This window comes from Pseudescherichia sp. L3 (assembly GCF_024656065.1).
Taxonomy (GTDB): Bacteria; Pseudomonadota; Gammaproteobacteria; order Enterobacterales; family Enterobacteriaceae; genus Pseudescherichia.
Genome location: NZ_JANKYC010000004.1, coordinates 233,413 through 257,727, shown reverse-complemented (window position 1 = coordinate 257,727; position 24,315 = coordinate 233,413). Strand labels below are relative to the sequence as shown.

General features: G+C 55.0%; 24 protein-coding genes. 11 read left to right on the top strand and 13 right to left on the bottom strand.

Going from position 1 to position 24,315, the window contains the following annotated elements; translation table 11 throughout:
- Positions 1–121: 121 nt before the first annotated feature.
- The 3 genes from NR795_RS18720 (at position 122) to NR795_RS18710 (ending at position 2,720) form a co-directional block, all read left to right on the top strand.
- Complete coding sequence (locus NR795_RS18720; RefSeq protein ID WP_144817611.1) at positions 122–682, top strand: thioredoxin; 561 nt, start codon at positions 122–124, stop codon at positions 680–682.
- 62 nt (positions 683–744) lie between these two features.
- Positions 745–1,611, top strand: a complete 867-nt coding sequence (gene yghU / locus NR795_RS18715; protein WP_144817610.1) for a glutathione-dependent disulfide-bond oxidoreductase — start codon at positions 745–747, stop codon at positions 1,609–1,611.
- A gap of 131 nt (positions 1,612–1,742) precedes the next feature.
- The gene (locus NR795_RS18710; protein WP_222889569.1) at positions 1,743–2,720 is read left to right on the top strand and encodes a sensor domain-containing diguanylate cyclase; all 978 of its coding nucleotides are present in this window, start codon (positions 1,743–1,745) and stop codon (positions 2,718–2,720) included.
- Here NR795_RS18710 and NR795_RS18705 read toward each other — a convergent pair.
- The 6 genes from NR795_RS18705 to NR795_RS18680 all read right to left on the bottom strand — a co-directional run bounded on the left by NR795_RS18705 (position 2,717) and on the right by NR795_RS18680 (position 8,132).
- A complete protein-coding gene (locus NR795_RS18705) occupies positions 2,717–4,357 on the bottom strand; it encodes a methyl-accepting chemotaxis protein (RefSeq protein WP_257759016.1) in 1,641 nt (546 codons plus the stop codon). The two genes, NR795_RS18710 and NR795_RS18705, sit on opposite strands and share 4 nt — an antisense overlap.
- Positions 4,358–5,138: 781 nt before the next feature.
- A complete protein-coding gene (locus NR795_RS18700; protein WP_257759014.1) occupies positions 5,139–5,585 on the bottom strand; it encodes a DUF943 family protein in 447 nt (148 codons plus the stop codon).
- 40 nt (positions 5,586–5,625) lie between these two features.
- On the bottom strand, positions 5,626–6,072 hold the full coding sequence (locus tag NR795_RS18695; RefSeq protein WP_257759012.1) for a DUF943 family protein: 447 nt from the start codon (positions 6,070–6,072) through the stop codon (positions 5,626–5,628).
- 40 nt (positions 6,073–6,112) lie between these two features.
- The gene (locus tag NR795_RS18690; protein WP_257759011.1) at positions 6,113–6,559 is read right to left on the bottom strand and encodes a DUF943 family protein; all 447 of its coding nucleotides are present in this window, start codon (positions 6,557–6,559) and stop codon (positions 6,113–6,115) included.
- Positions 6,556–7,422, bottom strand: a complete 867-nt coding sequence (locus NR795_RS18685; protein ID WP_257759010.1) for a DUF3289 family protein — start codon at positions 7,420–7,422, stop codon at positions 6,556–6,558. Before NR795_RS18685 ends, NR795_RS18690 begins: the two co-directional genes overlap by 4 nt.
- Positions 7,423–7,610: 188 nt before the next feature.
- On the bottom strand, positions 7,611–8,132 hold the full coding sequence (locus NR795_RS18680) for an ESA_00282 family adhesion-associated protein (RefSeq protein ID WP_144817606.1): 522 nt from the start codon (positions 8,130–8,132) through the stop codon (positions 7,611–7,613).
- A gap of 103 nt (positions 8,133–8,235) precedes the next feature.
- Here NR795_RS18680 and NR795_RS18675 point away from each other — a divergent pair, with 103 nt between their 5' ends.
- From NR795_RS18675 to NR795_RS18665, 3 genes are all read left to right on the top strand, one after another.
- On the top strand, positions 8,236–8,649 hold the full coding sequence (locus NR795_RS18675) for a hypothetical protein (protein ID WP_144817605.1): 414 nt from the start codon (positions 8,236–8,238) through the stop codon (positions 8,647–8,649).
- On the top strand, positions 8,642–9,091 hold the full coding sequence (locus tag NR795_RS18670; RefSeq protein ID WP_257759009.1) for a cytoplasmic protein: 450 nt from the start codon (positions 8,642–8,644) through the stop codon (positions 9,089–9,091). The genes NR795_RS18675 and NR795_RS18670 overlap by 8 nt, the downstream gene beginning before the upstream one ends.
- A 113-nt stretch (positions 9,092–9,204) precedes the next feature.
- Positions 9,205–10,101, top strand: coding sequence for an SDR family oxidoreductase (locus tag NR795_RS18665; RefSeq protein WP_257759007.1), 897 nt, complete (start codon positions 9,205–9,207; stop codon positions 10,099–10,101).
- A 61-nt stretch (positions 10,102–10,162) separates the two neighbouring features.
- Here NR795_RS18665 and exbD read toward each other — a convergent pair whose 3' ends face one another.
- Together exbD and exbB are read right to left on the bottom strand one after the other, a co-directional pair.
- Positions 10,163–10,588: a TonB system transport protein ExbD gene (gene exbD, locus NR795_RS18660; RefSeq protein ID WP_222889564.1), complete on the bottom strand. Its 426-nt coding sequence runs from the start codon at positions 10,586–10,588 to the stop codon at positions 10,163–10,165.
- A gap of 6 nt (positions 10,589–10,594) precedes the next feature.
- Positions 10,595–11,329: a tol-pal system-associated acyl-CoA thioesterase gene (gene exbB / locus NR795_RS18655; RefSeq protein ID WP_144817602.1), complete on the bottom strand. Its 735-nt coding sequence runs from the start codon at positions 11,327–11,329 to the stop codon at positions 10,595–10,597.
- A 277-nt stretch (positions 11,330–11,606) separates the two neighbouring features.
- Between exbB and metC the strand changes: the two genes are divergently transcribed.
- Positions 11,607–12,794, top strand: coding sequence for a cystathionine beta-lyase (metC, locus tag NR795_RS18650; RefSeq protein ID WP_257759006.1), 1,188 nt, complete (start codon positions 11,607–11,609; stop codon positions 12,792–12,794).
- A 12-nt stretch (positions 12,795–12,806) separates the two neighbouring features.
- On the opposite strand, the gene NR795_RS18645 is transcribed toward metC, so the two are convergent.
- Positions 12,807–13,973, bottom strand: coding sequence for a transposase (locus NR795_RS18645; RefSeq protein WP_257759089.1), 1,167 nt, complete (start codon positions 13,971–13,973; stop codon positions 12,807–12,809).
- 216 nt (positions 13,974–14,189) lie between these two features.
- On the opposite strand from NR795_RS18645, the gene yghB reads away from it, so the two are divergent.
- The gene (gene yghB, locus NR795_RS18640) at positions 14,190–14,849 is read left to right on the top strand and encodes a DedA family general envelope maintenance protein YghB (protein WP_042390355.1); all 660 of its coding nucleotides are present in this window, start codon (positions 14,190–14,192) and stop codon (positions 14,847–14,849) included.
- Positions 14,850–14,905: 56 nt separating this feature from the next.
- Here the strand turns inward: yghB and NR795_RS18635 are convergent, their stop codons facing one another.
- Positions 14,906–15,796 carry an AraC family transcriptional regulator gene (locus NR795_RS18635; protein WP_257759005.1) on the bottom strand — a complete coding sequence of 297 codons (891 nt, stop codon included), beginning with the start codon at positions 15,794–15,796 and terminating at the stop codon, positions 14,906–14,908.
- Positions 15,797–15,988: 192 nt separating this feature from the next.
- On the opposite strand from NR795_RS18635, the gene yqhD reads away from it, so the two are divergent.
- From yqhD to NR795_RS18620, 3 genes are all read left to right on the top strand, one after another.
- Positions 15,989–17,152, top strand: coding sequence for an alcohol dehydrogenase (gene yqhD, locus NR795_RS18630; protein ID WP_257759004.1), 1,164 nt, complete (start codon positions 15,989–15,991; stop codon positions 17,150–17,152).
- Between the two features lie 104 nt (positions 17,153–17,256).
- Positions 17,257–18,084, top strand: coding sequence for a 2,5-didehydrogluconate reductase DkgA (gene dkgA, locus NR795_RS18625; protein ID WP_257759003.1), 828 nt, complete (start codon positions 17,257–17,259; stop codon positions 18,082–18,084).
- A 192-nt stretch (positions 18,085–18,276) separates the two neighbouring features.
- Positions 18,277–19,749 (top strand): DASS family sodium-coupled anion symporter, encoded by a 1,473-nt coding sequence (locus tag NR795_RS18620; RefSeq protein ID WP_186370567.1) that lies wholly within the window; start codon positions 18,277–18,279, stop codon positions 19,747–19,749.
- On the opposite strand, the gene NR795_RS18615 is transcribed toward NR795_RS18620, so the two are convergent.
- The 3 genes from NR795_RS18615 to NR795_RS18605 form a co-directional block, all read right to left on the bottom strand.
- Positions 19,746–21,920 carry a YgiQ family radical SAM protein gene (locus tag NR795_RS18615; RefSeq protein ID WP_257759002.1) on the bottom strand — a complete coding sequence of 725 codons (2,175 nt, stop codon included), beginning with the start codon at positions 21,918–21,920 and terminating at the stop codon, positions 19,746–19,748. The two genes, NR795_RS18620 and NR795_RS18615, sit on opposite strands and share 4 nt — an antisense overlap.
- Positions 21,921–22,054: 134 nt before the next feature.
- Entirely contained in the window at positions 22,055–23,467 is a 1,413-nt protein-coding gene (gene ftsP, locus NR795_RS18610) for a cell division protein FtsP (protein ID WP_144817594.1), read from the bottom strand.
- A 45-nt stretch (positions 23,468–23,512) separates the two neighbouring features.
- Positions 23,513–24,256: a 1-acylglycerol-3-phosphate O-acyltransferase gene (locus tag NR795_RS18605; RefSeq protein ID WP_144817593.1), complete on the bottom strand. Its 744-nt coding sequence runs from the start codon at positions 24,254–24,256 to the stop codon at positions 23,513–23,515.
- Positions 24,257–24,315 lie beyond the last annotated feature (59 nt).

Sequence of the window (24,315 nt, the reverse complement as noted above, 5' to 3'; positions counted from 1 at the left end):
ATCATAAAATTGTAGCGATTATATTTGCGTAGTACGCTTATAAATGAGTGTATTTTTTAGCTAACCCCATCTCAAAAAAAGTGGGGTAGACTGCTGTCAACATCATTAAAAAGGAGAAAAGATGAACCAGCCAACAGCGTTACAACCACAGCCACTGGAGTGGGGACACGGTCCACGCACCTTTGAGGTCTTTCTGGAACCCACCTGCCCTTTCTCAGTAAAAGCCTTTAACAAGCTGGACGCGCTGCTCAGGCATGTCGGGGAAGATAAGGTCACGGTAAAAATTCGCCTGCAGTCGCAGCCGTGGCATATCTACTCTGGATTAATTGTCCGCTATATCCTTGCCGCTTCAACGCTGCCGAACGGCAGAGAAGCCGCGCATAAAGTCATGCAGGCCATAGCGGATCGTCGGGAAGAGTTTGAGTTTACCGATCACTGTCGCGGCCCTAACCTGGATGTTACGCCAAAGCAGATGTTAGAGCGTCTCAGAGAGTACAGTGGGGTTGACGCCCGCGAGCCTTTTGACCGCGCCGATTTACAAAACATGATTAAGTGGCACTGCAAGTATGCCCGCCAGAACGGTGTCCATGTCTCGCCGACCTTTATGGTCAACGGGCTGGTGCAGGCCGATCTGGGCAGCGGTGACGAGGTGGGTGTCTGGGCCGAGCGCATCCTTGCCTGACGCACAGTTGTACGCCTAACGCCTGCTACACTGCTTATCACATCAATGAAAGGGGAATCGCTATGTCAGAGAATAACTATCAGCCACCTAAAGTCTGGGCGTGGGATAAATCCGGCGGCGGCGCGTTTGCCAATATCAACCGCCCGATCTCCGGTCCGACGCACGAAAAAACGCTGCCGGTGGGCAAACATCCGCTGCAGCTCTACTCCCTCGGCACACCGAACGGCCAGAAGGTCACTATTCTGCTGGAGGAGCTGCTGGAAAAAGGCGTCAGCGAGGCGGAGTATGATGCCTGGCTGATTCGCATCGGCGAGGGCGATCAGTTCTCCAGCGGTTTCGTTGAGGTCAACCCCAACTCGAAAATCCCGGCACTGCGCGACCATAGCACCACGCCGCCGACTCGCGTTTTTGAGTCCGGTTCTATTCTGCTCTACCTGGCTGAGAAGTTCGGCTATTTCCTGCCAACCGATCCGGCAGGCCGTGCCGAAACGCTGAACTGGCTCTTCTGGCTGCAGGGTTCAGCCCCGTTCCTCGGCGGCGGTTTCGGCCATTTCTATAGCTATGCGCCGGTAAAAATTGAGTACGCCATCAACCGCTTTACGATGGAGGCCAAGCGCCAGCTCGACGTGCTCGACAAGCAGCTTGCCGAACACAGGTTTGTGGCGGGTGATGAATATACCATTGCCGATATCGCCATCTGGCCGTGGTACGGCAACGTCGTGCTTGGCAACGTTTACGACGCGGCAGAGTTTCTCGACGCAGGCAGCTATAAAAACGTGCTGCGCTGGGCGAAGGAGGTTGCTGAACGTCCCGGCGTACAGCGTGGCCGCATCGTTAACCGTGTTAACGGGCCGCTCAACGAGCAGCTGCACGAGCGCCACGACGCCAGCGACTTTGCGAATAACACGCAAGATAAACGCCAGGCCTAACGCTTTCCGACCGGGCATTTCCCGCCCGGTCACTTTTTGGAATCGATTACGTTTCCTCTTTTTTACCTGCTGTATTTACAACAAAAAAATAACTAGTAAGAATAGTTTTTATTTAAACCTAATCGGCCGGTATGTCTGAACTCGCGCTTAAGCAGCAGATCCAGAATCTGAAGAAGCACAACGCCCGTCTGGTGCGGCTGGCGCGTGACGCCCGCAGCAAACTCAGCGCGGCGCTGGACGGTACCGGCCTCTGTCTGTGGCAGCTGGACGTGCCCAGCGGCAAGCTGATCATCTATAACCGCCGCTGGGGATCGATGCTGGGCTACCAGCCGAAAGAGCTCAACGCCCGCTTTGAGGTCTGGAAAGAGCATTTGCATCCGGACGACAGAGAGCGGGTGCTGGATGCCTTTTACGGTCATCTGCACGGGAAAACCCCTTACTACGAAGCGCTGCACCGCATGCAGCATAAAAACGGCACCGTGACATGGGTTCTTGACCGGGGGCGCGTCAGCGAGTGGGATGATAGCGGCCAGCCGCTGAAGGTCACCGGTACGCATATCGATATGACCAAAGAGAAGCAGTATGAGGAGCAGCTCGCCCTGCTGGCGAACCACGATCCGCTCACCGGTCTTGCCAACCGTCATGCCCTGATTCAGCATTTCGAGGCGTTAAAGATGGCGGGGGCGCTCTGCGTGGCGTTTATCGATCTCGATGATTTTAAAAACGTGAATGATACTTTTGGCCACCGTAGCGGCGACGAGCTGCTGATGCAGCTTAGCCAGCGTCTGCGTGAGACCTGCCCGCCGGGAACGATCGTTGGGCGGCTTGGCGGGGATGAGTTTGTGCTGCTGCTGCCCTTTATGCTGAGTGATATACAGGTTAGCGATGCCGCTCGCGACTGTTTGCAGGTGGCCCTGACGCCGTTTGAGTTGAATAACGGCACGGCGAACGTCGGTGCCTCTATCGGTATTGAGCAGGTGTTACCGCAGGACGATTTTGTCAATGCGCTGGTGCGTGCCGACCAGGCGATGTATCAGATCAAGCATGCCGGTAAAAACGGTGCAGCACTGGGTGCCACACCGCTAACTGACTTTTTTAACGGCGCTTAGAACGCGACCCACTCATCATCTGTAGGGCCAGCAACGGCCGCACGGCGTAAGGCAGGCGTGTTGTTGCCCACGGCTTCGCTCTTCTGCTCATTGGCGGAGAGACGGAACCGCTGTACCGAACGCTGTAGCTCTTCGGTCTGACGCTCAAGCGCTGCCGCTGCTGCAGAGACCTCTTCAACCAGCGAGGCGTTTTGCTGCGTAACGCTGTCCATCTGGGTAATCGCGACGCCAACCTGGGAGATGCCTTTGCTCTGCTCGGCGGAGGCGTTAGCAATTTGCTTCATGATGGTGGTCACTTCCGTCACCGCGCGCAGAATGCCTTCCATGGTTGTACCGGCGTCGTTAACCAGCTGCGCCCCTTTATCGACCCGGCTAACGGAATCAGCGATCAGCGACTCGATCTGTTTCGCCGCATCGGCGCTGCGGCTGGCAAGGTTACGTACCTCACCGGCCACGACGGCGAAACCACGTCCCTGCTCGCCCGCGCGTGCCGCTTCCACCGCCGCGTTGAGTGCCAGGATATTGGTCTGGAAAGCGATACTGTTAATCACCGTGGTGATCTCAGCAATCTTTTTCGAGCTATCGGAGATGCCGGTCATAGTGCCGATCACCGCCTCGACCAGCTCGCCGCCTTTACTCGCTCGCGTTGAGGCAACGTCCGCAAGCTCGCTGGCCTGGCGCGCGTTGTCCGCATTCAGCTTCACCGTCGCGGTCAGCTGCTCCATGCTGGCTGCCGTCTCTTCCAGGGCCGCCGCCTGCTCTTCGGTACGGGAAGAGAGATCGTTATTGCCGCTGGAGATTTCGGTCGCGCCGCGCCAGATGTTGTCGCTGCCCTGGCGGATAGTGCTGACCGCTTCACGCAGGCTATCCTGCATTGCACGCAGCAGCGGTACCAGCTGGCCGACACAGTTACGGCCAAGATCCTGCACCGGCTGGCTGAGATCGCCCTGAGCGATGATGCGGAAATGTTCCCGGATGATGGCCAGCGGTTTTACCAGCATGTTCACCAGATAGCGATCGGTAAACAGCAGGATCAGCAGGCCGAGGATCACCGCGGTCAGGATCAGGATGCGGGTGACGCTGGTCTGCCCGTCAACCATCACGCGCGTCTCGTCCAGACGTGCGCTGGCGGCATTATTAAAAGCTTCTGCCGATGCGCCAAAGGCGCGGCTCAGCGCAGGAGTTACGTTATTTGCCTGCTGGCGATAAGCGTCCAGCGAGCCCTGCTGTGCCAGCTGAACCTGCGGCGTTACGCCCTGATCCAGCAGCGCCTGCCAGTTGGCAATGGCCTGGGCAGAGACCTTCTCATCCATAGGGCCTGGCGAGATGGCTTTCAGCGCATCCAGCTTGCTTTTCATGTTGTCCAGCGCCAGCTCGACCTGGCTGAAGTCCGCGTTGCCGCCAGCGGCTTTTGTCTCCAGCGCGCGGGAGAGGCGGGTCACTACGCGAAAGTATTGATCGTTGCCCTGGCTGAGCAGCGTCATCTGGTTAACCAGCTGACGATCTATCTCATTGCCTTCAGCCACCTTTGAGAGCGAAAAGACGCTATACAGTCCGACGCCGGACCACATCAGGCAAAAGACGCCGAGGATAACCAGCATCACCAAACGAATGGTGAAGTTTTGCAGCATGCGCATAATTAATTCCTTGCCGATAAGGGGGATACTTCTTGTCGCAAGCGACTTAGCAGAGTTATCGGCATATAAATGACAATATGTAGAGTAATGCGTAATTTTTTTGATCAAAAAACGCGCCATGGGTTGTCTTGCTTACAACAAGGCATGGCGAACCATAATAGTGCGCACCCTGCATTTATGCCTATAATTTTAGAAGAAAAAATAGATCATTAAGAATTATCTTAAACTCAAGTTACTGAAAAGTAAGCACAAAAAATGTCAGGCTTCAGGGTTGTTCATAAAAGCACTTTTTACCCTGATCTGCTTCCACACTGACAGTGATAAAATATCATTTACTAATAACTTAAAAATTTAAAAGCGTTTTAAAATATTAAATAGCGCATATCAAAAAATGCCAAAAATATTTGTTGAGTAATTTACCGTATACCTATTTTGCTTATTTAGGCTAAGCCTTGTGGAGTTAACCTGGCTATTCATCTAATACGTTAAGAAAAGGAGGATCTCACCATCAAGCCGCGCCCCTGCTCGCTTCGTACCTGCAGGAGAGGGGCTGACAGAGCACCACAATCTGTTTACGCCGAAGATACTCGTAGAAAAGAGACTATTTGCATCACTGGAAAGCGCTGCCGGTGCAGCAGAATGCAATCGCGCAATGCGATATTTTAGCAGCGCTAAACAGTTCCTTAACTTTACTATTTCGTGGGTAACATCTGATTAATTATATGATGACGCGCGGTTATCGTTTAAGAGCAACCGAGAGAGGAACCGGCAGCTCAGCGAGTCAGAGCGTAAAAGAGACGATTTTTCCGTCTTTCAGCGTGTACCTTCCATTGTAGGTAGTAAAAAAAACGATACCTTCAACGGTATTATCAACACTAAACACAATGTTTTTTTCGATGCAGTTTTTCTTGGTTTTCATATCGCTAAAGCATAAAAGGTCGTATGCATCTTCTTTAAATCCGTCTTTGAAATCCCAGAAAGAGATAGAGTACAGCCCGTACGGACCGGGACGGGGGATCGCGTATTTCACTTTCAACGCATCGGCATGAGCCAACCACCATGCAATTTTGCCCTTATCGGTCAGGGGGAAGTTATGCACTAAGACGTCAGCAAAATTATTATCCTGATGCACAGTAACCACCTCTACCGGGCGGAGATTAAGCCATGCCAGCAACAGCACTCCCGCGATACAAGCGACAATCCCGCATTTCTTGAGAGACAATTTCATAATGCGCCAGCGATCTACATTGTCGTTTCCGTTAAACACGTTAAATCTTATGAGGAACGATTTTTCCATCTTTCAACGTGTATGCATCATTATCAGTGGTAAAAATAACTGTTCCTTCAATGTTATTATCAATGCTAAGAACCATGTTTTTTTCGATGCAGTTTTTCCTGGTTTTCATATCGCTAAAGCAGAACAGATCAAAAGCATCTTCTTTATAGCCATCCCCGAAATCCCAGAAAGAGATAGAGTACAGCCCGTATGGGCCAGGGCGGGGAATCGCGTATTTTGCCTTCAGCTCATTGGCGTGCGCCAGCCACCACGCAATTTTGCCTTTATCCGTCAGGGGGAAGTTATGTACCAGGATATAGGCAAATTCATCGTCCTGATGCACTGCAACCAACTCTACAGGGCGAAGGTTAATCCATGCCAGTAAGAGCACCGCCATAATGCAAGCGACAATCCCGCATTTTTTGAGAGACAATTTCATAACGTGCCAGCGATCTCCATTGTCGTTTCCATTCAAGATGTTAAATCTTATAGGGGACGATTTTTCCGTTTTTCAGCGTATATGCATCATTATCGGTGGTAAAAATAACGGTGCCGTCACGAGCGTTATCAACTCTAAAAACAACGTTTTTTTCGATGCAGTTTTTTTTGGTTTTCATATCGCTAAAGCATAAAAGGTCGTATGCATCTTCTTTATAACCATCATCGAAATCCCAGAAAGAGATGGAATACAATCCGTACAGACCGGGGCGGGGAAAACCATATTTCGCTTTTAACTCATCGGCGTGAGCCAGCCACCACGCAATTTTGCCTCTATCCGTGAGGGGGAAGTTACGTACCAGAATGTAGGCAAATTCATCGTGCTGATGCACGGCAACCAGCTCTACCGGGCGGAGGTTAATCCATGCCAGCAACAGCACTCCTGCTATGCAAGCAACAATCCCGCATTTTTTAAAAGAAAATTTCATAGCGCGCCAGCTATCTCCATTGTGGTTTCCATCTCGGTAATAAAGGGTCTGTGGGCCATGGCACTGTACCGCTGTAGGACAAACCATAGGCGGAAGAAGCGCCACTGGCGAAACTCCCAGTTCAGGATGTCGTCGTCATCCAGTCCAAAGTGATCCTGAATGCGGTAATGGACTAATGCTTTCCAACTCGTGGTGCCAAAGACGAAAGAAGTTATAGTGATATGTGTGGCCCACGTATCATGGACGGTAATGCCCAGCCCGTTTGTCCTGTCCTCAAGACGGTTGAATTTTGGTAAACGCCCGCTTGAAAGTCTTTCTTTAGTAAGTGGCTTTAAAGAGGTTGGGACGGTTTTCTTTTGCTTATCAATGATGACATCCAAGACACTTTTTATCCTTATTAGCGTGTTATTCTCTGAGCTGTCCTGAGTGATTTGCTCCCTAAGCGCCTGATTCAACAGAGGTGAACGGAATACCTGCCCGTGACCGTATTGCAGATGATCAATCATCTCATTTATCACATAGCGATACGGCCCATACAGCGAAAACGGCATATGGGAGAGCGAACGCATCTCATTAAACATACGTCGAATACACTCCTCACGGCTCAACATTACTCGTTTCGGTAACGGTTGATAGAGGGGAATGTGGACGCTATTCCCTGGAAGCTGTTGCAGAGTATAGGGGTCTACCAGGGTTGAAACATCGGTGAGTCCATAGTACGTCATCAGGCGATGGGCGTTGAGATCGCCGTAACGCATATCGGGGGCCTGATAATCATCCATTTTATTCTGTGTTTCATACACCACACAGGGAAAATGCTGCACCTGCGGTGCAGCAGGCGTATCTGCCACTCTTTCGTCCATGAGCTGTTCACCCCTTCCTATGACATGTAACAGGTCTTATTAACCATATGAATATGAAGGTTATTATAGAGATTTAGGACGAGGATTTTTTGACATAAGTTGCTTAAATTTCACTTAAGCAACTTAGGTGTGGCGCGTCTGGCTGGAGACACGGTGAGGGTGGATTGCTGGGTCAGCCACCCGAGCGGTTACTCTACGGGGAAGGTTGTGACCTGATTGGGATCGACATCCGGACGCTGATACTCAGGCCACACCAGCGCGACCAGCGTCGGGTAGGCCTCAAGGCTAAATTCCCGAAAGCACTGGCGTAAATTGAGCACGTCCAGATCGGCATGGGAAACCTTCTCACCGTTAAGACAGCGTTTTTTTATATTGTCATAATAACGATACACCGCCGAATTGAGATCGCTACAGCGACGCTGCGCTTCAAATAAGCCCGGCGTGCGGTTCAGATCCGCCATGTTCATTCGCTTAATAGTGGCGTGGAGAAAATCAATATATTCATGGTTAATGCGCCAGTACCAGACGGGGGTAATGGCATTCATCAGCATAGAAAAATGATCTTCCCCCTCCTCTTTTGTTAAGGGTTCGGGGCCGTAATCGGGACTTATCTCTGCCTCTGGCGAGCTTTCATTGAACCCACGCATCATTAAAAGTACGCCACCGGTAAGCAGCAGCAGGGCAATAACAGAATAAAAGATACTGTTCATCAGCGGGCTCCATTTTTTTTGATTTTAAAATTGCTCCATGATATTGTCAACGACACTCACGCCCTAACCCTCTCCACCTCGTTGAAATAACAGGATATTATCGATGCTGCCCGAGAACCTTGTCCCGGCACGTTTTCACGTTTGCACGGAGAAAACAGACGCGGGAGAAGCAGAAAAAGATGTCAATTTAGCCCAGGGGAAAACAACGCTCGCAGATTATGAAAGCGATATATTAACTAACGTGAGCCCTACCCGGCAATCACGTAATATGTTGCTGGAAGAGCGTGACCGTCATATAAAAGACAGGCTATACCGGGTGGTAAAAATTGAATGCTTTCGTCGGTTGCTAAACGATCTCCAGGGCGCAGGCGACATCGACCCACAGCTTTTAAGTCAAATAATCGCAAAAAAAACCAGTGAGATTAATGATGCTGGAAATGAAATTTGGCTTAATCTCATCACCCACGAAAAAGATATGCCTATGTTTTATACGCTACAGGACGATTCGCGTGGATAAAGAAATTAAGAATAACAATGTCTATTTGACTTTAGATGAGACAAAAACGGATGAATTTATCTTAAAGCAAAATCTGGATGCGTTAATTCAAAATAAAAATGAGACGATTCAGCGTATTGCCAGAGAGTCAGTCTCTATCCCGGCGGCATTGATAAAGCTGAAGTGGCAGAACCGCCGTGAGATCTATGCCCTACAGGTTAAAGAGGAGATCTACGGCGCGGCAATCAATGAAATTATCGCCCTCTGTCCCGACCTGGAGGAAAAGATCATGACAACGCTGGAAACAAACTACCAGCACATCCTGGAGCGTGAAGCCGCCACGCTACGGCTCACTCGCAAACTTGCTGACGGCGAGTATCGCACCGGCAACGTCAATGTGGTTGCACTTCCTGAAGAGCAGGAAAGCATGCCTGCGCGCCCCTCTACCTCCTCCAAACCATAACCTCGCAAGAGCTTAGGCCGCGATCGCTAGCCATAGGAAATCGTCCGAATCGCCTGCATTTCCCCTATAAGCATCTATCCTTAATCAGGATATATCACAGATGGAGACGACTTATGGCAAACGACCAGACGAAAATTCAGGATCCCACTACACAGTATTACACTGAGGGATTTCCGAAGCAGAAACAGCCCGCGCCAGGGGTGCAGGCTAAAATGGATCCCGTCCCAGACTGTGGCGAGAAGAGCTATGTAGGTAGCGGCCGCCTTAAGGATCGTAAGGCACTGGTGACAGGGGGCGACTCCGGCATCGGACGCGCTGCCGCCATCGCTTACGCGCGTGAAGGCGCTGATGTGGTTATCAACTATTTGCCCGCTGAGGAAGAGGATGCGCAGGAAGTCAAAGCGCTGATTGAAGCGGAAGGGCGCAAAGCGGTGCTGATCCCAGGCGATCTGACCGATGAAGCCTTTACCCGCTCGCTGGTTAACCAGGCGCGCGATGTGCTAGGTGGCTTAGATATCCTGGCGCTGGTTGCCGGTAAACAGACCGCCGTGGAAGATATTGCCGATCTTACCTCAGAGCAGTTTGAGCAGACCTATAAAACCAACGTCTTCTCGCTGTTCTGGATCACGCAGGAGGCGCTGAAGTTCCTGCAGCCGGGTGCCAGCATTATCACCACCTCCTCGGTGGAAGCCTACCAGCCAAACGCGACCCTGTTGGACTATGCCTCTACCAAGGCGGCAATCCTTAACTTTACCCGCGGGCTGGCAAAACAGGTGGCCGAGAAAGGCATTCGTGTGAACAGCGTTGCCCCAGGCCCTGTCTGGACTGCGCTGCAGATCTCCGGCGGCCAGCCGCAGGAGAAGCTACCTAAGTTTGGCCAGTCTACACCGCTGAAACGCGCCGGGCAGCCTGCTGAGGTCGCCGCTGTTTACGTCTACCTGGCAAGCCAGGAGTCGAGCTACGTGACTGCCGAAGTACACGGCGTCACCGGCGGAATGCATTTGAGCTAGTTTTGTAGGCAATAAAAAAGGGGGCCGCCATGGCCCCCTTCTCTTTGTCTGAATACCGCGCTTATTTGGCGCGCGTGACCTCTTCACCCACCAGACCAATCTTCAGATAGCCTGCCTGATGCAGAGTGTCCATCACCTTCATCATCGTTTCGTAATTGACGGTTTTATCCGCCCGGAAGAAGACGGTGGTGTCCTTCTTGCCTTCGGTCAGGGTATTCAGCGCGTTAACCATCGTCTCTTCGGTCACCGGATCGTTACCGATAAACATGCTGTTATCCGCTTTCACCGACAGGTAGATCGGCTTCTCCGGACGCGGTTGCGGCTGACTGGAAGAGGCCGGTAGGTTTACCTTCACATCAACGGTGGCCAGCGGGGCCGCCACCATGAAGATAATCAGCAGCACCAGCATGACGTCGATAAACGGCGTCACGTTGATCTCATGCATTTCACCGTTATCGTCCAGATTTTCATTAAGACGCATTGCCATACGGAATTAACCTAAACGTAATTTCTGTGCGGAGTGAACCGGCGCAGCCGACGGGCTGGCAGCCAGGTCGAGATCGCGGCTCTGCAGCAGCAGCACCTGCGCGGCGACATCGCCCAGCATGGCTTTATAGCTGCCGATAGAGCGAGCAAAAATGTTGTAGATCACAACGGCCGGAATAGCAGCCACCAGACCGATAGCCGTTGCCAGCAGCGCCTCGGCGATGCCGGGTGCCACGACAGCGAGGTTAGTGGTCTGCGTCTGGGCGATACCGATAAAGCTGTTCATGATGCCCCATACGGTACCAAACAGGCCGATAAACGGTGAGATGGCCCCAATGGTAGCGAGGAAGCCGTTACCGCGCCCCAGGTGGCGGCCCACAGCGGCGACGCGACGCTCCAGACGGAAGCCGGTACGCTCTTTGATGCCTTCGTTATCTTCCGAGCCAGCGGAGAGCTCAAGCTCGTTCTGCGCTTCATTCAGCAGCAACGTGCTCAGGCTGTTGGCGTGGAAACCGGCTGCGATTTCGCTTGCTTGATCCAGCGTGCGCGCTGCGCTTAACAGCTTCTGCTCGCGCTTAAGGCGGCGCTTATGCGAGAACATCTCCACGCTTTTGCTGAAGAAAATGGCCCAGGTAACCACGGACGCCAGAATCAAACCAATCATCACCAGCTTCACGACGATATCGGCATGGTGATACATACCCCAAACGGAGAGATCCGTCTGCATCAAATTATTACCCACTCTGTATCTCCGGACGCAAATCACAAAATCTTGGCGTAATAATATCAAAACAGCATCGAATTGATAGTAGTTCTCATTAGTATTTACATACTGGCCTAATTTTGACAAAGTTTCCTTGCGCTTACGCAGTAAAAAAGGCGGTAAAGGTAATTTTCAGAGTTTTCGATTCAACATCGTATTAAAAAAATTTCGCTCTCCCTGTGCTTACAGGGGCCAATTTACCTCCTGCCGTGGTAGTCTGGACATCCAGACGTATAAAAATCAGGGTAGCGTGAAGATGACAGCGAAGCACATTGATACCGCGCTGGTAAATGCCGGACGCAGTAAAAAATACACCCAGGGTTCAGTAAACAGCGTGATCCAGCGCGCCTCGTCGCTGGTCTTTGACACGGTGGAAGCCAAGAAGCAGGCAACGCGCGGTCGGGCCAAAGGCGAACTGTTCTACGGTCGCCGGGGAACGCTGACCCACTTCTCCCTGCAGGAAGCGATGTGTGAGCTCGAGGGCGGCGCAGGCTGCGCGCTCTTCCCCTGCGGCGCAGCCGCCGTGGCAAATACTCTCCTCGCCTTTGTTGAGCAGGGCGACCATGTCCTGATAACTAACACCGCCTATGAGCCAACGCAGGACTTCTGTACCAAAATTTTAGCGAAGCTCGGCGTCACCACCGGCTGGTTCGATCCGCTGATCGGTGCGGATATCGCTAATTTGATCCAGCCCAATACAAAAGTGGTGTTTCTCGAAGCGCCCGGCTCTATCACCATGGAAGTCCACGACGTTCCGGTGATTGTGGCGGCGGTCAGACGCGTGGCCCCAGAGGCGATCATCATGATCGACAATACCTGGGCGGCGGGCATCCTGTTTAAGGCGCTGGAGTTTGGAATCGATATCTCCATCCAGGCCGGGACCAAGTACCTGATTGGTCACTCGGATGCGATGGTTGGCACGGCGGTGTCCAATGCCCGCTGCTGGGATCAGCTGCGCGAGAATGCTTATCTGATGGGCCAGATGGTGGATGCGGACACCGCCTACATGACCAGCCGCGGCTTGCGCACTCTGGGCGTGCGCCTGCGTCAGCACCAGGAGAGCAGCCTGGCGATTGCCGAGTGGCTGGCGACGCATCCGCAGGTGGCGCAGGTGAACCACCCTGCCCTAGCAGGCAGCAAGGGCCATGAGTACTGGAAGCGGGACTTTACCGGCAGCAGCGGTCTCTTCTCGTTTGTGCTGAACAAACGCCTGAGCAACGACGAGCTGGCGGCCTATCTGGATAACTTCAGCCTGTTCAGCATGGCCTACTCCTGGGGCGGCTTTGAGTCACTGATCCTCGCTAACCAGCCGGAGCACATTGCCGCCATCCGTCCTGAGGGAGAAGTTGACTTCACCGGGACGCTAATCCGCGTACATATTGGTTTAGAAAACGTTGACGATCTGATGGCTGATTTAGCGGCAGGATTCGAGCGTATCGTTTGACTACTCCCCACCCTAAAGGACGAGGATTCCCACTTCACTGAGCCGTACCTGAGCCGCTTTAAGCGGGGCAGGATTTACAGGCTCTCCGTGGGCTAACACTGCCAGCCCGGCAGCTTTGATATTACGGGCCGCGTTAACGTCGCGATCGTGGTCTGCGCCGCATTCCGGGCAGTGCCATTTACGCAAATTAAGGGGCATTTTTTGCAGGGTAAAACCACAACAGCTACAGCGTTTTGAAGACGGGAAAAACGGGTCGATTGCGACCACGCTACGCCCGGCCCACTCGCCTTTGTACCGGAGCTGGCGCACAAATTCGCCCCAGCCCACGTCTGCTATTGCTTTCGACAGCGACGAGTTACGCATCATGTTCTTCACCCTGAGGGATTCGACGCAAACAACCTGGTTCTCGTTAATCAGTTTGCGGGTGGCCTTGTGCAGGGCATCCAGTCGGCAATCGGCAATTTTCGCGTGGAGCCGGGCCACCTTTAAGCGGGCTTTAGCGCGGTTCTTTGAGCCTCTGGCCTTTTTGCTTAACCGGCGCTGGAGCAGCGCCAGGCGTGACGCGTATCTCGCGGTATGGCGGGGATTGCCGGATTTGAATCCGCTATCGGTGACAAATACATCTTTTAAACCCACATCAATGCCGACCGTGGAAGCGGTGACTGGCAGTGATTTTCGTTCAAATTCGCAGAGGCAGGAGACGGAATATCGTCCAGCGGCATCGCGGGTGATGTTGATGGAGGAAGGCGCAGACGGCAGCGGGCGACTCCAGTGCACGTCCAGCGGGGTGGCACTCTTTGCCATGTATAGCCTGCCGTCGCGGTATCTGAATGCCGTATTCATAAAAGTAGCGGCCTGTTTATGGCGCTTGCTCTTGAATGCCGGATACTCGGCGCGGCCTGCAAAGAAGTTTTTAAACGCGTCCTGCTGGTGACGTATGGCTTGCTGGAGCGGCACGGCTGAAACATCGCGCAGGAAAGCATATTCCGGCATGGCTTTCAGGGCTGTCAGTCGCTTATCGGCCTGAGGATAGCCAATTTTCTCCTGCCGTTCGTAGTACGCGTCAGTGCGCCAGCGAAGGATGCTGTTATAGACAAAACGCACACATCCGAACGTCTGAGCCAGTAGCTCAGCCTGCTCGGCTGTCGGGTAGAACCGGTATTTGTATGCGCGTTTCATAGGGTTTACAGAATACGCTGAAAACCCGTAAGCCATACTGACGAAGGTCAACGAATATTACGCAGATACCGCACGTATCGTGTAAAGTGTATGAGGCTGGTACAAATTTAGATAAAACCAGTGGAATTGTCTGCATTTCTTGCGCTAACGATCAAGGTGCTGCGGGCATTTCAGGAGTACAATAAGCCTTAATTACGCGGTTCCACAGGAATGTCCATGGCTGTTATTCAAGAAATTATCGCTGCGCTCTGGCAACACGATTTCGCAGCGTTAGCTAATCCACATGTTGTTGGCGTTGTTTACCTGGTTATGTTTGCGACGCTGTTTTTGGAAAATGGACTGCTTCCTGCCTCATTCCTGCCCGGCGACAGCCTGCTGCTGCTGACCGGGGCGCTGATCGCCCGCGGCGTGATGGACTTTGTCCCGGCGCTGGTGATCCTGACCACTGCCGCCAGCCTTGGCTGCTGGCTGAGCTATATCCAGGGCCGCTGGCTCGGTAATACGCGGGTAGTCAAGGGCTGGCTGGCGCAGCTGCCGGCCAAGTATCACCAACGTGCCACCTGCATGTTTGACAGGCATGGCCTGCTGGCATTGCTGGCCGGGCGCTTCCTCGCCTTCGTGCGCACCCTGCTGCCGACCATGGCCGGTATCTCCGGGCTGTCAAACCGTCGTTTTCAGCTGTTTAACTGGCTGAGCGCCCTGCTGTGGGTAGGTGTGGTTACTGGCCTCGGCTATGCCCTGAGCATGATCCCCTTTGTGAAGCGTCATGAAGACCAGGTCATGACCTTCCTGATGATCCTGCCGGTATTCCTGCTGGTCGCCGGGCTGCTGGGCACGCTGGTGGTAGTGATTAAGAAGAAATACTGCAACGCGTGATCTCTTCATTAGGGTAAAAGCCGGATGGCGCTGTGCTTATCCGGCCTGGATCGTCCTCATCCCCCTCTAATCCTTGCTGCATCCTCTCCCGGCGTCACGCCAAAGTAGCGCTTGAACTCGCGACTGAACTGCGAAGGGCTTTCATAGCCAACGCGTATCGCCGCCGCACTGGCCTTCATACCGTCGTGGATCATTAGCATTCGCGCCCGATGCAGGCGGTAGGTCTTCAGATATTGCAGCGGCGAGGTGCTGGTCACCGATTTAAAGTTATGATGAAACGCCGACACGCTCATGTTCGCTTCTGCGGCCAGCTGGTCCACGCTCAGGCTCTCGGTATACTGGCTTTCGATACGTTTCAGCACCCGGCTGATGAGGCTAAAGTGGGTCTGGCGGCTCACCAGCGCCAGCAGCGCCCCGCCGCACGGCCCGGTCAGCACGTGGTAGAGGATTTCACGCACGATCTGCTTACCCAAAATCCGCGCATCCAGCGGCCGGGCCATGACGTCCAGCAGCCGCTCGATGGCGCAAAGGATCTCCCCGGATAGCGTAGCCGAATTGATGCCGCTTGCCGCCATAGCCGGCTGAAAATGCTCATCCTCGCCGATGTCCATCAGCAGCTCCTGCAGCTGCAAAATATCTACGTTCAGACGGATCCCCGCCAGCGGCACCTCTGGCGTGGCGAAGGTTTCGCACTCAAAGGGCAGCGGCACGGTAAGCAGCAGATACTCATTGGTGTCGTAGCGAAAGACACGATCGTTGATATAGCCGATTTTATGCCCGGAAAAGAGGATCACGATGCCTGGCTGGTACATGACTGGCGTACGTGTCCCCGGCTGGGTGCCATAAAGCAGACGCACGTCGGGCAACAGAGCGCTGAGCCTGTTTTCATTATTTTTCAGCTGCTTAATTTGCTCCGTCAGCTGAAGGCAGATCGCTTCGCGGTTCATTTCATCCCACTCCACTCGCGTTTTTTATTGCGTCCAGTGTGCGCGCTTTTGTGCGTTTTCTCCAGTGGGCGGGAGAAATGGGCAAGACATCGGCAGGAATGTGCATTGAGAGCGCCGGACGCGCGGACCACAATAGTCTCCAGCAGGCAGCCCGCTGCCGTTCGTCTTTTCACCGATACAAGGGAAAGCGTCATGAATAACTTTAATCTGCATACCCCCACCCGCATCCTGTTTGGTAAAAACGCTATTGCCGATCTGCGCGACCAGATCCCGGCAGGTGCACGCGTGCTGATCACCTACGGCGGCGGCAGCGTCAAAAAAACCGGCGTGCTGGATCAGGTCTATAGTGCACTGAACGGCCTCGACGTGCTGGAGTTTGGCGGCATTGAGCCGAACCCCTCTTACGAAACGCTGATGAAAGCGGTAGCCATTGCCCGGGCAGAGAAGATCACCTTCCTGCTGGCGGTCGGCGGCGGCTCGGTGCTGGACGGCACAAAATTTATCGCTGCCGCTGCGCACTACGCTGACGGCATCGATCCGTGGCACATTCTGCAAACTGGCGGTAGCGAAATCAAAAGCGCGATCCCGATGGGCTCCGTGCTGACCCTGCCGGCCACCGGCTCCGAATCTAACAAAGGCGCGGTCGTCTCCCGTAAAGCCACCGGCGACAAGCAGGCGTTCCACTCCCCGTTCGTCCAGCCGGTATTCGCCATTCTTGACCCGGTCTACACCTACACCCTGCCGCCGCGTCAGGTGGCAAACGGCGTGGTGGATGCCTTTGTCCATACCGTTGAGCAGTACGTGACCTATCCGGTCGATGGCAAAATTCAGGATCGTTTCGCGGAAGGTATTCTGCTGACGCTCATCGAGGATGGCCCGAAAGCGCTGCAGGAGCCGGAAAACTACAACGTACGCGCCAACGTGATGTGGGCAGCAACCCAGGCGCTGAACGGCCTGATTGGCGCAGGCGTACCGCAGGATTGGGCAACCCATATGCTGGGCCACGAGCTGACAGCGATGCACGGCCTGGATCACGCTCAAACGCTGGCGGTAGTCCTGCCCGCGCTGTGGAATGAAAAACGCGACGCCAAACGCGGCAAGCTGCTGCAGTACGCCGAGCGCGTGTGGAACATTACCGAAGGCAGCGATGACGAGCGCATTGACGCGGCCATTGCCGCCACGCGTAGCTTCTTCGAGCAGATGGGTGTCCCGACCCGCCTCTCTGGCTACGGCCTCGACGGTAGCTCTATCCCTGCCCTGCTTGAGAAGCTGAACGAGCACGGCATGACCCAACTAGGCGAACATCAGGATATTACCCTCGACGTTAGCCGTCGCATCTACGAAGCCGCGCGTTAAAGGTTTTTTCTTCTAATACTTTCGTTTTTGGGCTTTTCGTCCAGACTTAAGTCACTCAACTCCACCTGGGCCAGCCCGGGTGGATTTCATATAAGGAGGAATGCATGGCAAATCCAACCGTGATTAAGCTTCAGGACGGCAACATCATGCCGCAGCTGGGCCTCGGCGTATGGAAAGCGGGCAATGAGGAGGTCATCTCCGCCATTCATAAGGCACTGGAGGTGGGTTATCGTTCGATTGATACCGCTGCAGCCTACAAAAATGAAGAGGGCGTCGGCAAGGCTATCGAAAGCGCCGGGATCCCGCGTAGCGATCTGTTTATCACTACGAAATTGTGGAATGACGATCAGACTCGTCCTCAGGAAGCGTTGCAGGCGAGCCTCGACAAGCTGAAGCTCGATCATGTTGATCTCTACCTGATGCACTGGCCGGTACCGGCTAGCGATCGTTACGTTGAAGCCTGGAAGGGGATGATCAAGCTCCAGGAGCAGGGGCTGGTGAAGAGCATCGGCGTCTGTAACTTCCAGATTAGCCACCTGCAGCGTCTGATCGATGAGACTGGCGTGACGCCGGTGATCAACCAGATCGAGCTGCATCCGCTGTTACAGCAGCGTCAGCTTCATGCCTGGAACGCCACTCACAAGATCCAGACCGAATCCTGGAGCCCGCTGGCCCAGGGCGGCGAAGGCGTCTTCGATCAGAAGATCATTCGCGAGCTGGCAGATAAGTACGGCAAAACCCCGGCGCAGATCGTGATCCGCTGGCACCTTGACCAGGGCCTGGTGGTGATCCCGAAATCGGTTACCCCGGCACGCATTGCGGAAAATTTCAAGGTGTGGGACTTCCGCCTCGATAAAGACGAACTGAGCGAAATCGCGAAGCTTGATCAAGGCAAACGCCTTGGTCCGGATCCGGATCAGTTCGGCGGCTAAGCGCCTCTGCAATCTTTCAACCCGGCCTGTGCGCCGGGTTTTTTATTGCCCATCTCCCTGCACAAGAAATATCCTGCAACAATTCCACTTCATTATTAGGTGTATTTCTTACCCGCCTCGATGCAGCATATTATCGATATAACCCATTGATTATTCATAGAATCTATTTCATTTTTATATTTCATCCGCACGATGAATAAGGATATGGCTGTGGCGGAAACAAAAACATCGGGCGTCCGTTGGCTCCCGCTCATCATCATCGTTGCCGCTGCGGCGGCTCTCTGGCACCTGACACCTCCCTCTGGCTTGAGCGTAGCGGCCTGGCGCTCGGCTCTGATTTTTGTGGCAACCATTGCCGCCATTGTGGCAAAGGTGCTGCCGATTGGCGCAGTGGGCATTATCGGCATCACCGTCTTTGCACTGGCCTATGCCGCCGGGGACACCACCGCCAGCGGGGCCATTACCACGGCGCTCAGCGAACTGAATAGCTCGCTGATCTGGCTGATCGTCGTCGCCTTTATGATCGCCCGCGGTTTTATTAAAACCGGCCTCGGGCGGCGGATCGCGCTACAGATGATCCGCCTGCTGGGTAAACGTACCCTGGGGCTGGCCTACGGGCTGGCGTTTGCCGATCTGATCCTCTCCCCGGCAATGCCCAGCAATACCGCCCGCTGCGGAGGTGTCATCTACCCCATTGCCGACTCGCTGGCGCGCAGCTTTGGCTCTCGCCCGGATGACGAATCCCGCAGTAAAATCGGCACCTTTCTCATCACCTGTATCGGCAACGTCAACGACGTCACTGCCGCACTGTTCATGACCGGCTATACCGGCAACCTGCTGGCGGTGAAGCTGGCGGCTAACGCCGGTGTAACCTTGACGTGGGGAAGCTGGTTTATGGCTGCCCTGCTGCCCTGCCTGGTATCGCTGCTGATCGTCCCACTGCTGGTCTACTGGCTTACCCGCCCGACGATCCGCCATACGCCTGATGCCCCAGCGCTGGCCCGTCAGGAGCTGGCGCAGATGGGCAGCATGTCACGCGGCGAGTGGCTGATGCTCGCTACGGTAGTGGTGCTGCTGATACTGTGGATTTTTGGCGATGCACTCGGCATCGACCCGACAACGGCGTCGTTTGTTGGCCTCTCCATCCTGCTGCTCTCGGGCGTGCTGAGCTGGGAAGATGTGAAGAGCGAAAAAGGGGCATGGGATACGCTGATCTGGTTTGCAGCGCTATTGATGATGGCCAACCAGCTGAAAAAGCTCGGGTTCACCACCTGGTTTGGTAATCTGATTGGCGATAGCCTTGCCAGCTCACTGCACGGCACCAGCTGGGTGGTGGTTTTGCTCTTGCTGAACGCGGCCTACTTCTACACCCACTACTTTTTTGCCAGCGGCAACGCGCAGATTGCCGCGCTCTACGCGGTGTTTCTTGGCGTCGGGCTGCATCTGGGGATCCCGGCAGCGCCGTGCGCGCTGATGCTGGCGTTTACCAGCAGCCTCTACTGCTCCCTGACTCAGTACACCCACGCTCGCGGCCCGATCCTGTTCGGTGCGGGCTACGTGCCCACCGGGGTTTGGTGGCGCACGGGGTTTCTGGTCAGCCTCTTCAACCAGGCGGTCTTTATTAGCGTCGGACTCGCCTGGTGGAAGATGATTGGGCTGTATTAACCTTTAGCGCCAGCCTTGCTGCGCACTTTATTGCCTGCCGGCGTCTGGCGCTGGTGGGCAATCGGCGTGTGCTTGGTGAGCGCCGGGCGTGTATGGCGGTTCTGGCGTTTTGCCTCACGCATCTCGTCCAGCGTCGGCGCGGGCACCAGGCAGTCGCGACGGCTACCGATCAGATGCTTTTTACCCATCTCTTCCAGCGCCTGGCGGATCAGCGGCCAGTTTTTCGGATCGTGATAGCGCAGCAGCGCTTTATGCAGGCGACGCTGTTTCTCGCCCTTCGGCACCACGACGTTCTCACTCTTGTAGCCAATTTTGCCGAGTGGGTTCTTGCCGGTGTAATACATGGTCGTCGAGTTGGCCAGCGGCGACGGATAGAAGTTCTGCACCTGATCGAGGCGGAAGCGGTGCTTTTTGAGCCACAGGGCGAGGTTCACCATATCTTCATCACGCGTTCCTGGGTGCGCGGAGATAAAGTACGGGATCAGGTACTGCTCTTTACCGGCCTGCTTCGAGTAGGTATCAAACAGCTCTTTGAAGCGGTCGTAGCTGCCCATCCCCGGCTTCATCATCTTCGACAGCGGGCCTTCTTCAGTATGCTCTGGCGCAATCTTCAGATAGCCGCCGACGTGGTGGGTCGCCAGCTCTTTGATATAGCGCGGATCTTCCACGGCGATATCGTAGCGCACGCCGGACGCGATAAGGATCTTCTTGATCCCCTTCAGATCGCGAGCGCGGCGGTAGAGGTTGATCGTCGGCTCATGGTTGGTATCCATATGCGGACAGATGTCCGGATAGACGCACGACAGGCGGCGGCAGGTCTGCTCGGCGCGTGGCGACTTGCAGCGCAGCATATACATGTTGGCCGTCGGGCCGCCCAGATCGGAGATCACGCCGGTAAAGCCAGGCACGGTGTCACGAATCGCTTCGATCTCGTTGATGATCGACTCTTCAGAGCGGCTCTGGATAATGCGCCCTTCGTGCTCGGTGATGGAGCAGAAGGAGCAGCCGCCAAAGCAGCCGCGCATGATGTTGACCGAGAAACGGATCATCTCATAGGCGGGAATGCGGCTGGTGCCGTAGGCCGGATGCGGCACGCGCTTGTAGGGGAGCGCAAAAACGCTGTCCATCTCTTCGGTAGAGAGTGGGATCGCTGGCGGGTTGATCCAGATGTAGCGATCGCCGTGCTTCTGCATCAGTGCTCGCGCGCAGCCCGGGTTGGTTTCATGGTGCAGGATGCGCGAGGCGTGGGCATAGAGTACCTTGTCAGCCTTCACCTTCTCAAAGGAGGGCAGCAGAACGTAGATCTTTTCCCACGGTTTCGGACGCGGCGGCTGGATGACGACGGCTTTCGCTTCGGCCTTTTTGGGTTCGACAGGTTTGTTGTCGGCACACGGCAGATCGTCCCCGTAAGGATGGGGGATCGGATCAATCTTGCCTGGCATATCAATGATGCGGGAGTCTACCCCACTCCAGCCCGGCAGCGCCTCTTTGACCATAATCGCGGTGTTGCGCACGTCACGGATGCTGGACACCGGCTCGCCCTGCGACAGACGATGGGCGACCTCAACCAGCGGACGTTCACCGTTGCCGAAGATCAGCATATCGGCTTTGGAATCCACCAGCACCGAGCGACGGACGGTATCCGACCAGTAGTCGTAGTGCGCGGTACGACGCAGGCTCGCCTCAATGCCGCCAAGGATCACCGGCACATCTTTCCACGCCTCTTTACAACGCTGGGTATAGGCCAGGGTGGCGCGATCCGGGCGCTTGCCCGCTACGTTATCCGGCGTATAGGCATCGTCATGGCGCAGCTTACGATCGGCGGTGTAGCGATTAATCATCGAGTCCATGTTGCCCGCGGTGACGCCGAAGAACAGATTCGGTTTGCCGAGGCGCATAAAGTCCTCTTTGCTGTTCCAGTCCGGCTGGGCAATGATGCCGACCCGGAAGCCCTGAGCCTCCAGCATCCGTCCGCAGATCGCCATGCCGAAGCTCGGGTGATCAACATACGCATCTCCGGTAACCAGAATAATGTCGCAGCTATCCCAGCCAAGCTGATCCATCTCTTCTCGTGACATGGGCAAAAACGGCGCGGGGCCGAAACAGGCAGCCCAATACTGCGGCCATGAGAAGAGGTCGCGATCCGGCTGGATCAGGGAAATAGCGCTCATAATGCTTCCGAAGAAAAAATAAACAAAAGGGCGGGGATTATACGCTTGAACAGTGGGGAGAATGAAGAAGTTTCATGCAGACAGATTAACGCCCGGTGGCGCTGCGCTTACCGGGCCTACAGGTTTCAATAAGGTTAAGGAGCCGGGTTCACCAGCAGCTGGCCGATAGAGCCACGGTCTGACATCTCCAGGGTCTGGCTAAAGAACTGGAACGGGAAATGCGGCCACGAAGGCTGGCCGTAGTAGACCAGCAGCTCAACCTGCCCATCCACCCAGACGGTATCCTTCATGCCCCGATCCTCCGGGAACGGCATCGCGCCGTTGACGTTGCGGATCAGGAAGCTGACGCCCTCAATATGGAACGACTGCGGCGTATCGGCGCGTACCGTCCAGCGCTCCCACGTCCCCTGCTGGGCGGTAATATCAATACGCTTGATATCCCACAGCTGGCCGTTGATCCCCGGATCGTCGCCGAGGGCAATATCGCGGCTGCGCACCGCTGCCCCGCTCATCAGATCCGTCGGCAGCAGCCGCAGCGGCAGCGTATCGGTTACCAGCGGCAGCAGCCCGGTAGGACGCAACGTCAGCACCAGGGTGGAGATCAGAATACTCGATGGCTCAAAGAAACCGCGGATGCGGTCGACAATGCCCGCCGCCTCGCCGCAGGTAATCGACACCTCGTCGCCATCGGTCATATTCACGAGAATTTCACGCCGCTCGCCGGGGGCCAGCGAGAGCTGTTTCACCGATACCGGCGCAGGCAGGAAGCCCTGGTCGCCGGAGATAACGTGCAGTGCCCGGCCATCGCTCATCTGCAGCTGATAGCGGCGGGCGTTGGAGGCGTTCAGCAGGCGCAGGCGCACCCAGCCGCGTGACACCTCGACATAGGGACTCTGCGCGCCGTTAACCAGCAGCGTATCGCCAACAAAACCGCCGCTGCCCGGCTCGCTGTACTCCGGTGTGCCGAAGTTATCAAGCCGCTTGTCCTGAATAATAACGGGAAAGTCATCCACGCCGTAGTGATTGGGGATCGGCAGGGATTTACTCACCTCATCCTCAATCAGCCACATTCCGGCCAGGCCGTTATAGACCTGTTCAGCGGTACGGTTTGGCGTGTTGGCGTGATACCAGAGCGTTGCTGCGCTCTGGCGGATCGGCAGCACCGGTGCCCAGTCAGCGCTGGGAGACATCATCCGCGCCGGACCACCAATCAGGGGGCCGGGAACCTGCAGGCCGCTGATGGTCATGGCAACGTTCTCTGCCAGCCGGTTGCTGTAGATCATCTTCACGTCATCGCCGCTCCAGACGCGAATAGTCGGCCCAAGATAGCGCCCGTTAATGCCCCACACCTGGGCGCGGGTACCCGGCGTAAAGGACCAGTGCGCCCGCTGCAGGGTCAGAAACAGCGGTTGCCCACGGCGAGATTCAACGAGCGGCGGTACAGGCAGCGGCTGCTGCTGCCCGGCAGCGTTGGCCCGCAGCGGAACCGCGCCTACACAAAGCGCAGCGCCGGAGGCCTGGATAAACTGACGCCGACTGAGTGACATATCTTGCTCCCTGTAAAACGGACTAAAGCGCGTAAAAAGGTACGGCTACACCTGGCGCTTGCCAGCGGCCTCGCGGGCGGCGACTTCACTATCAAGTTCGGCAATCTTTTCCGCCATCAGTGCACGACAATGGGTTGCCAGCTCGCGCACCTGATCTTTGCCAAACTGGCTGGTGTCCACCGGCGGCAGCATTTCGACGATCACCAGGCCGTTATTTAAACGGTTAAGGTTAATTTTATTGGAGGTGTTCGAAACACATACCGGAATAACGGGCACGCCAGCGGCGATGGCCGCATGGAATGCGCCGGTCTTAAACGGCAGCAGCCCGCGTCCGCGGCTACGTGTACCCTCCGGGAACATCCAGATAGAGATATCGCGCTTTTGAATGTTTTTGACTACCTGAGCGATGGTTCCGTGCGCTTTGGCGCGGTTATCGCGGTCGATCAGCAGGTTACCGGTTAGCCAGTAGAGTTGACCAAAGAACGGGACCCACAGCAGGCTTTTCTTGCCAACGGTGACGGTGCGCGGCTGCACAATGCTGGCTGCGGTGACCATATCGTAGTTGTTCTGATGGTTGCCGATGTAGATCGCATTGCCATACGTCGCCGCCTCCGGCGGCAGACGCAGCTCAACTTTTAAGCCCATAACCGGTGCCAGACGGCCAAACAGATGGCCAAAGGTGGCGACGTGTTTTGGATTCCGTGGGCTAAACAGGCAGTAGATACAGCCAAAGATACAGACCAGGATGCTGTAAATAACAATAATGATTGCACGTAAAATGAATAGCATAGCTACCTCGAAAGCCCGGACACCCGCCCATTATAGTGTAGCGGCTGACGGCGTACGGC

What these genes read in the sequence shown, in the direction of transcription:
- NR795_RS18720 (WP_144817611.1), top strand. Translation starts at nt 122, where the DNA reads ATGAACCAGCCAACAGCGTTACAACCACAGCCACTGGAGTGGGGACAC.
- yghU (WP_144817610.1), top strand. Translation starts at nt 745, where the DNA reads ATGTCAGAGAATAACTATCAGCCACCTAAAGTCTGGGCGTGGGATAAA.
- NR795_RS18710 (WP_222889569.1), top strand. Translation starts at nt 1,743, where the DNA reads ATGTCTGAACTCGCGCTTAAGCAGCAGATCCAGAATCTGAAGAAGCAC.
- NR795_RS18705 (WP_257759016.1), bottom strand. Translation starts at nt 4,357, where the DNA reads ATGCGCATGCTGCAAAACTTCACCATTCGTTTGGTGATGCTGGTTATC.
- NR795_RS18700 (WP_257759014.1), bottom strand. Translation starts at nt 5,585, where the DNA reads ATGAAATTGTCTCTCAAGAAATGCGGGATTGTCGCTTGTATCGCGGGA.
- NR795_RS18695 (WP_257759012.1), bottom strand. Translation starts at nt 6,072, where the DNA reads ATGAAATTGTCTCTCAAAAAATGCGGGATTGTCGCTTGCATTATGGCG.
- NR795_RS18690 (WP_257759011.1), bottom strand. Translation starts at nt 6,559, where the DNA reads ATGAAATTTTCTTTTAAAAAATGCGGGATTGTTGCTTGCATAGCAGGA.
- NR795_RS18685 (WP_257759010.1), bottom strand. Translation starts at nt 7,422, where the DNA reads ATGGACGAAAGAGTGGCAGATACGCCTGCTGCACCGCAGGTGCAGCAT.
- NR795_RS18680 (WP_144817606.1), bottom strand. Translation starts at nt 8,132, where the DNA reads ATGAACAGTATCTTTTATTCTGTTATTGCCCTGCTGCTGCTTACCGGT.
- NR795_RS18675 (WP_144817605.1), top strand. Translation starts at nt 8,236, where the DNA reads ATGCTGCCCGAGAACCTTGTCCCGGCACGTTTTCACGTTTGCACGGAG.
- NR795_RS18665 (WP_257759007.1), top strand. Translation starts at nt 9,205, where the DNA reads ATGGCAAACGACCAGACGAAAATTCAGGATCCCACTACACAGTATTAC.
- exbD (WP_222889564.1), bottom strand. Translation starts at nt 10,588, where the DNA reads ATGGCAATGCGTCTTAATGAAAATCTGGACGATAACGGTGAAATGCAT.
- metC (WP_257759006.1), top strand. Translation starts at nt 11,607, where the DNA reads ATGACAGCGAAGCACATTGATACCGCGCTGGTAAATGCCGGACGCAGT.
- NR795_RS18645 (WP_257759089.1), bottom strand. Translation starts at nt 13,973, where the DNA reads ATGAAACGCGCATACAAATACCGGTTCTACCCGACAGCCGAGCAGGCT.
- yghB (WP_042390355.1), top strand. Translation starts at nt 14,190, where the DNA reads ATGGCTGTTATTCAAGAAATTATCGCTGCGCTCTGGCAACACGATTTC.
- NR795_RS18635 (WP_257759005.1), bottom strand. Translation starts at nt 15,796, where the DNA reads ATGAACCGCGAAGCGATCTGCCTTCAGCTGACGGAGCAAATTAAGCAG.
- yqhD (WP_257759004.1), top strand. Translation starts at nt 15,989, where the DNA reads ATGAATAACTTTAATCTGCATACCCCCACCCGCATCCTGTTTGGTAAA.
- dkgA (WP_257759003.1), top strand. Translation starts at nt 17,257, where the DNA reads ATGGCAAATCCAACCGTGATTAAGCTTCAGGACGGCAACATCATGCCG.
- NR795_RS18620 (WP_186370567.1), top strand. Translation starts at nt 18,277, where the DNA reads ATGAATAAGGATATGGCTGTGGCGGAAACAAAAACATCGGGCGTCCGT.
- NR795_RS18615 (WP_257759002.1), bottom strand. Translation starts at nt 21,920, where the DNA reads ATGAGCGCTATTTCCCTGATCCAGCCGGATCGCGACCTCTTCTCATGG.
- ftsP (WP_144817594.1), bottom strand. Translation starts at nt 23,467, where the DNA reads ATGTCACTCAGTCGGCGTCAGTTTATCCAGGCCTCCGGCGCTGCGCTT.
- NR795_RS18605 (WP_144817593.1), bottom strand. Translation starts at nt 24,256, where the DNA reads ATGCTATTCATTTTACGTGCAATCATTATTGTTATTTACAGCATCCTG.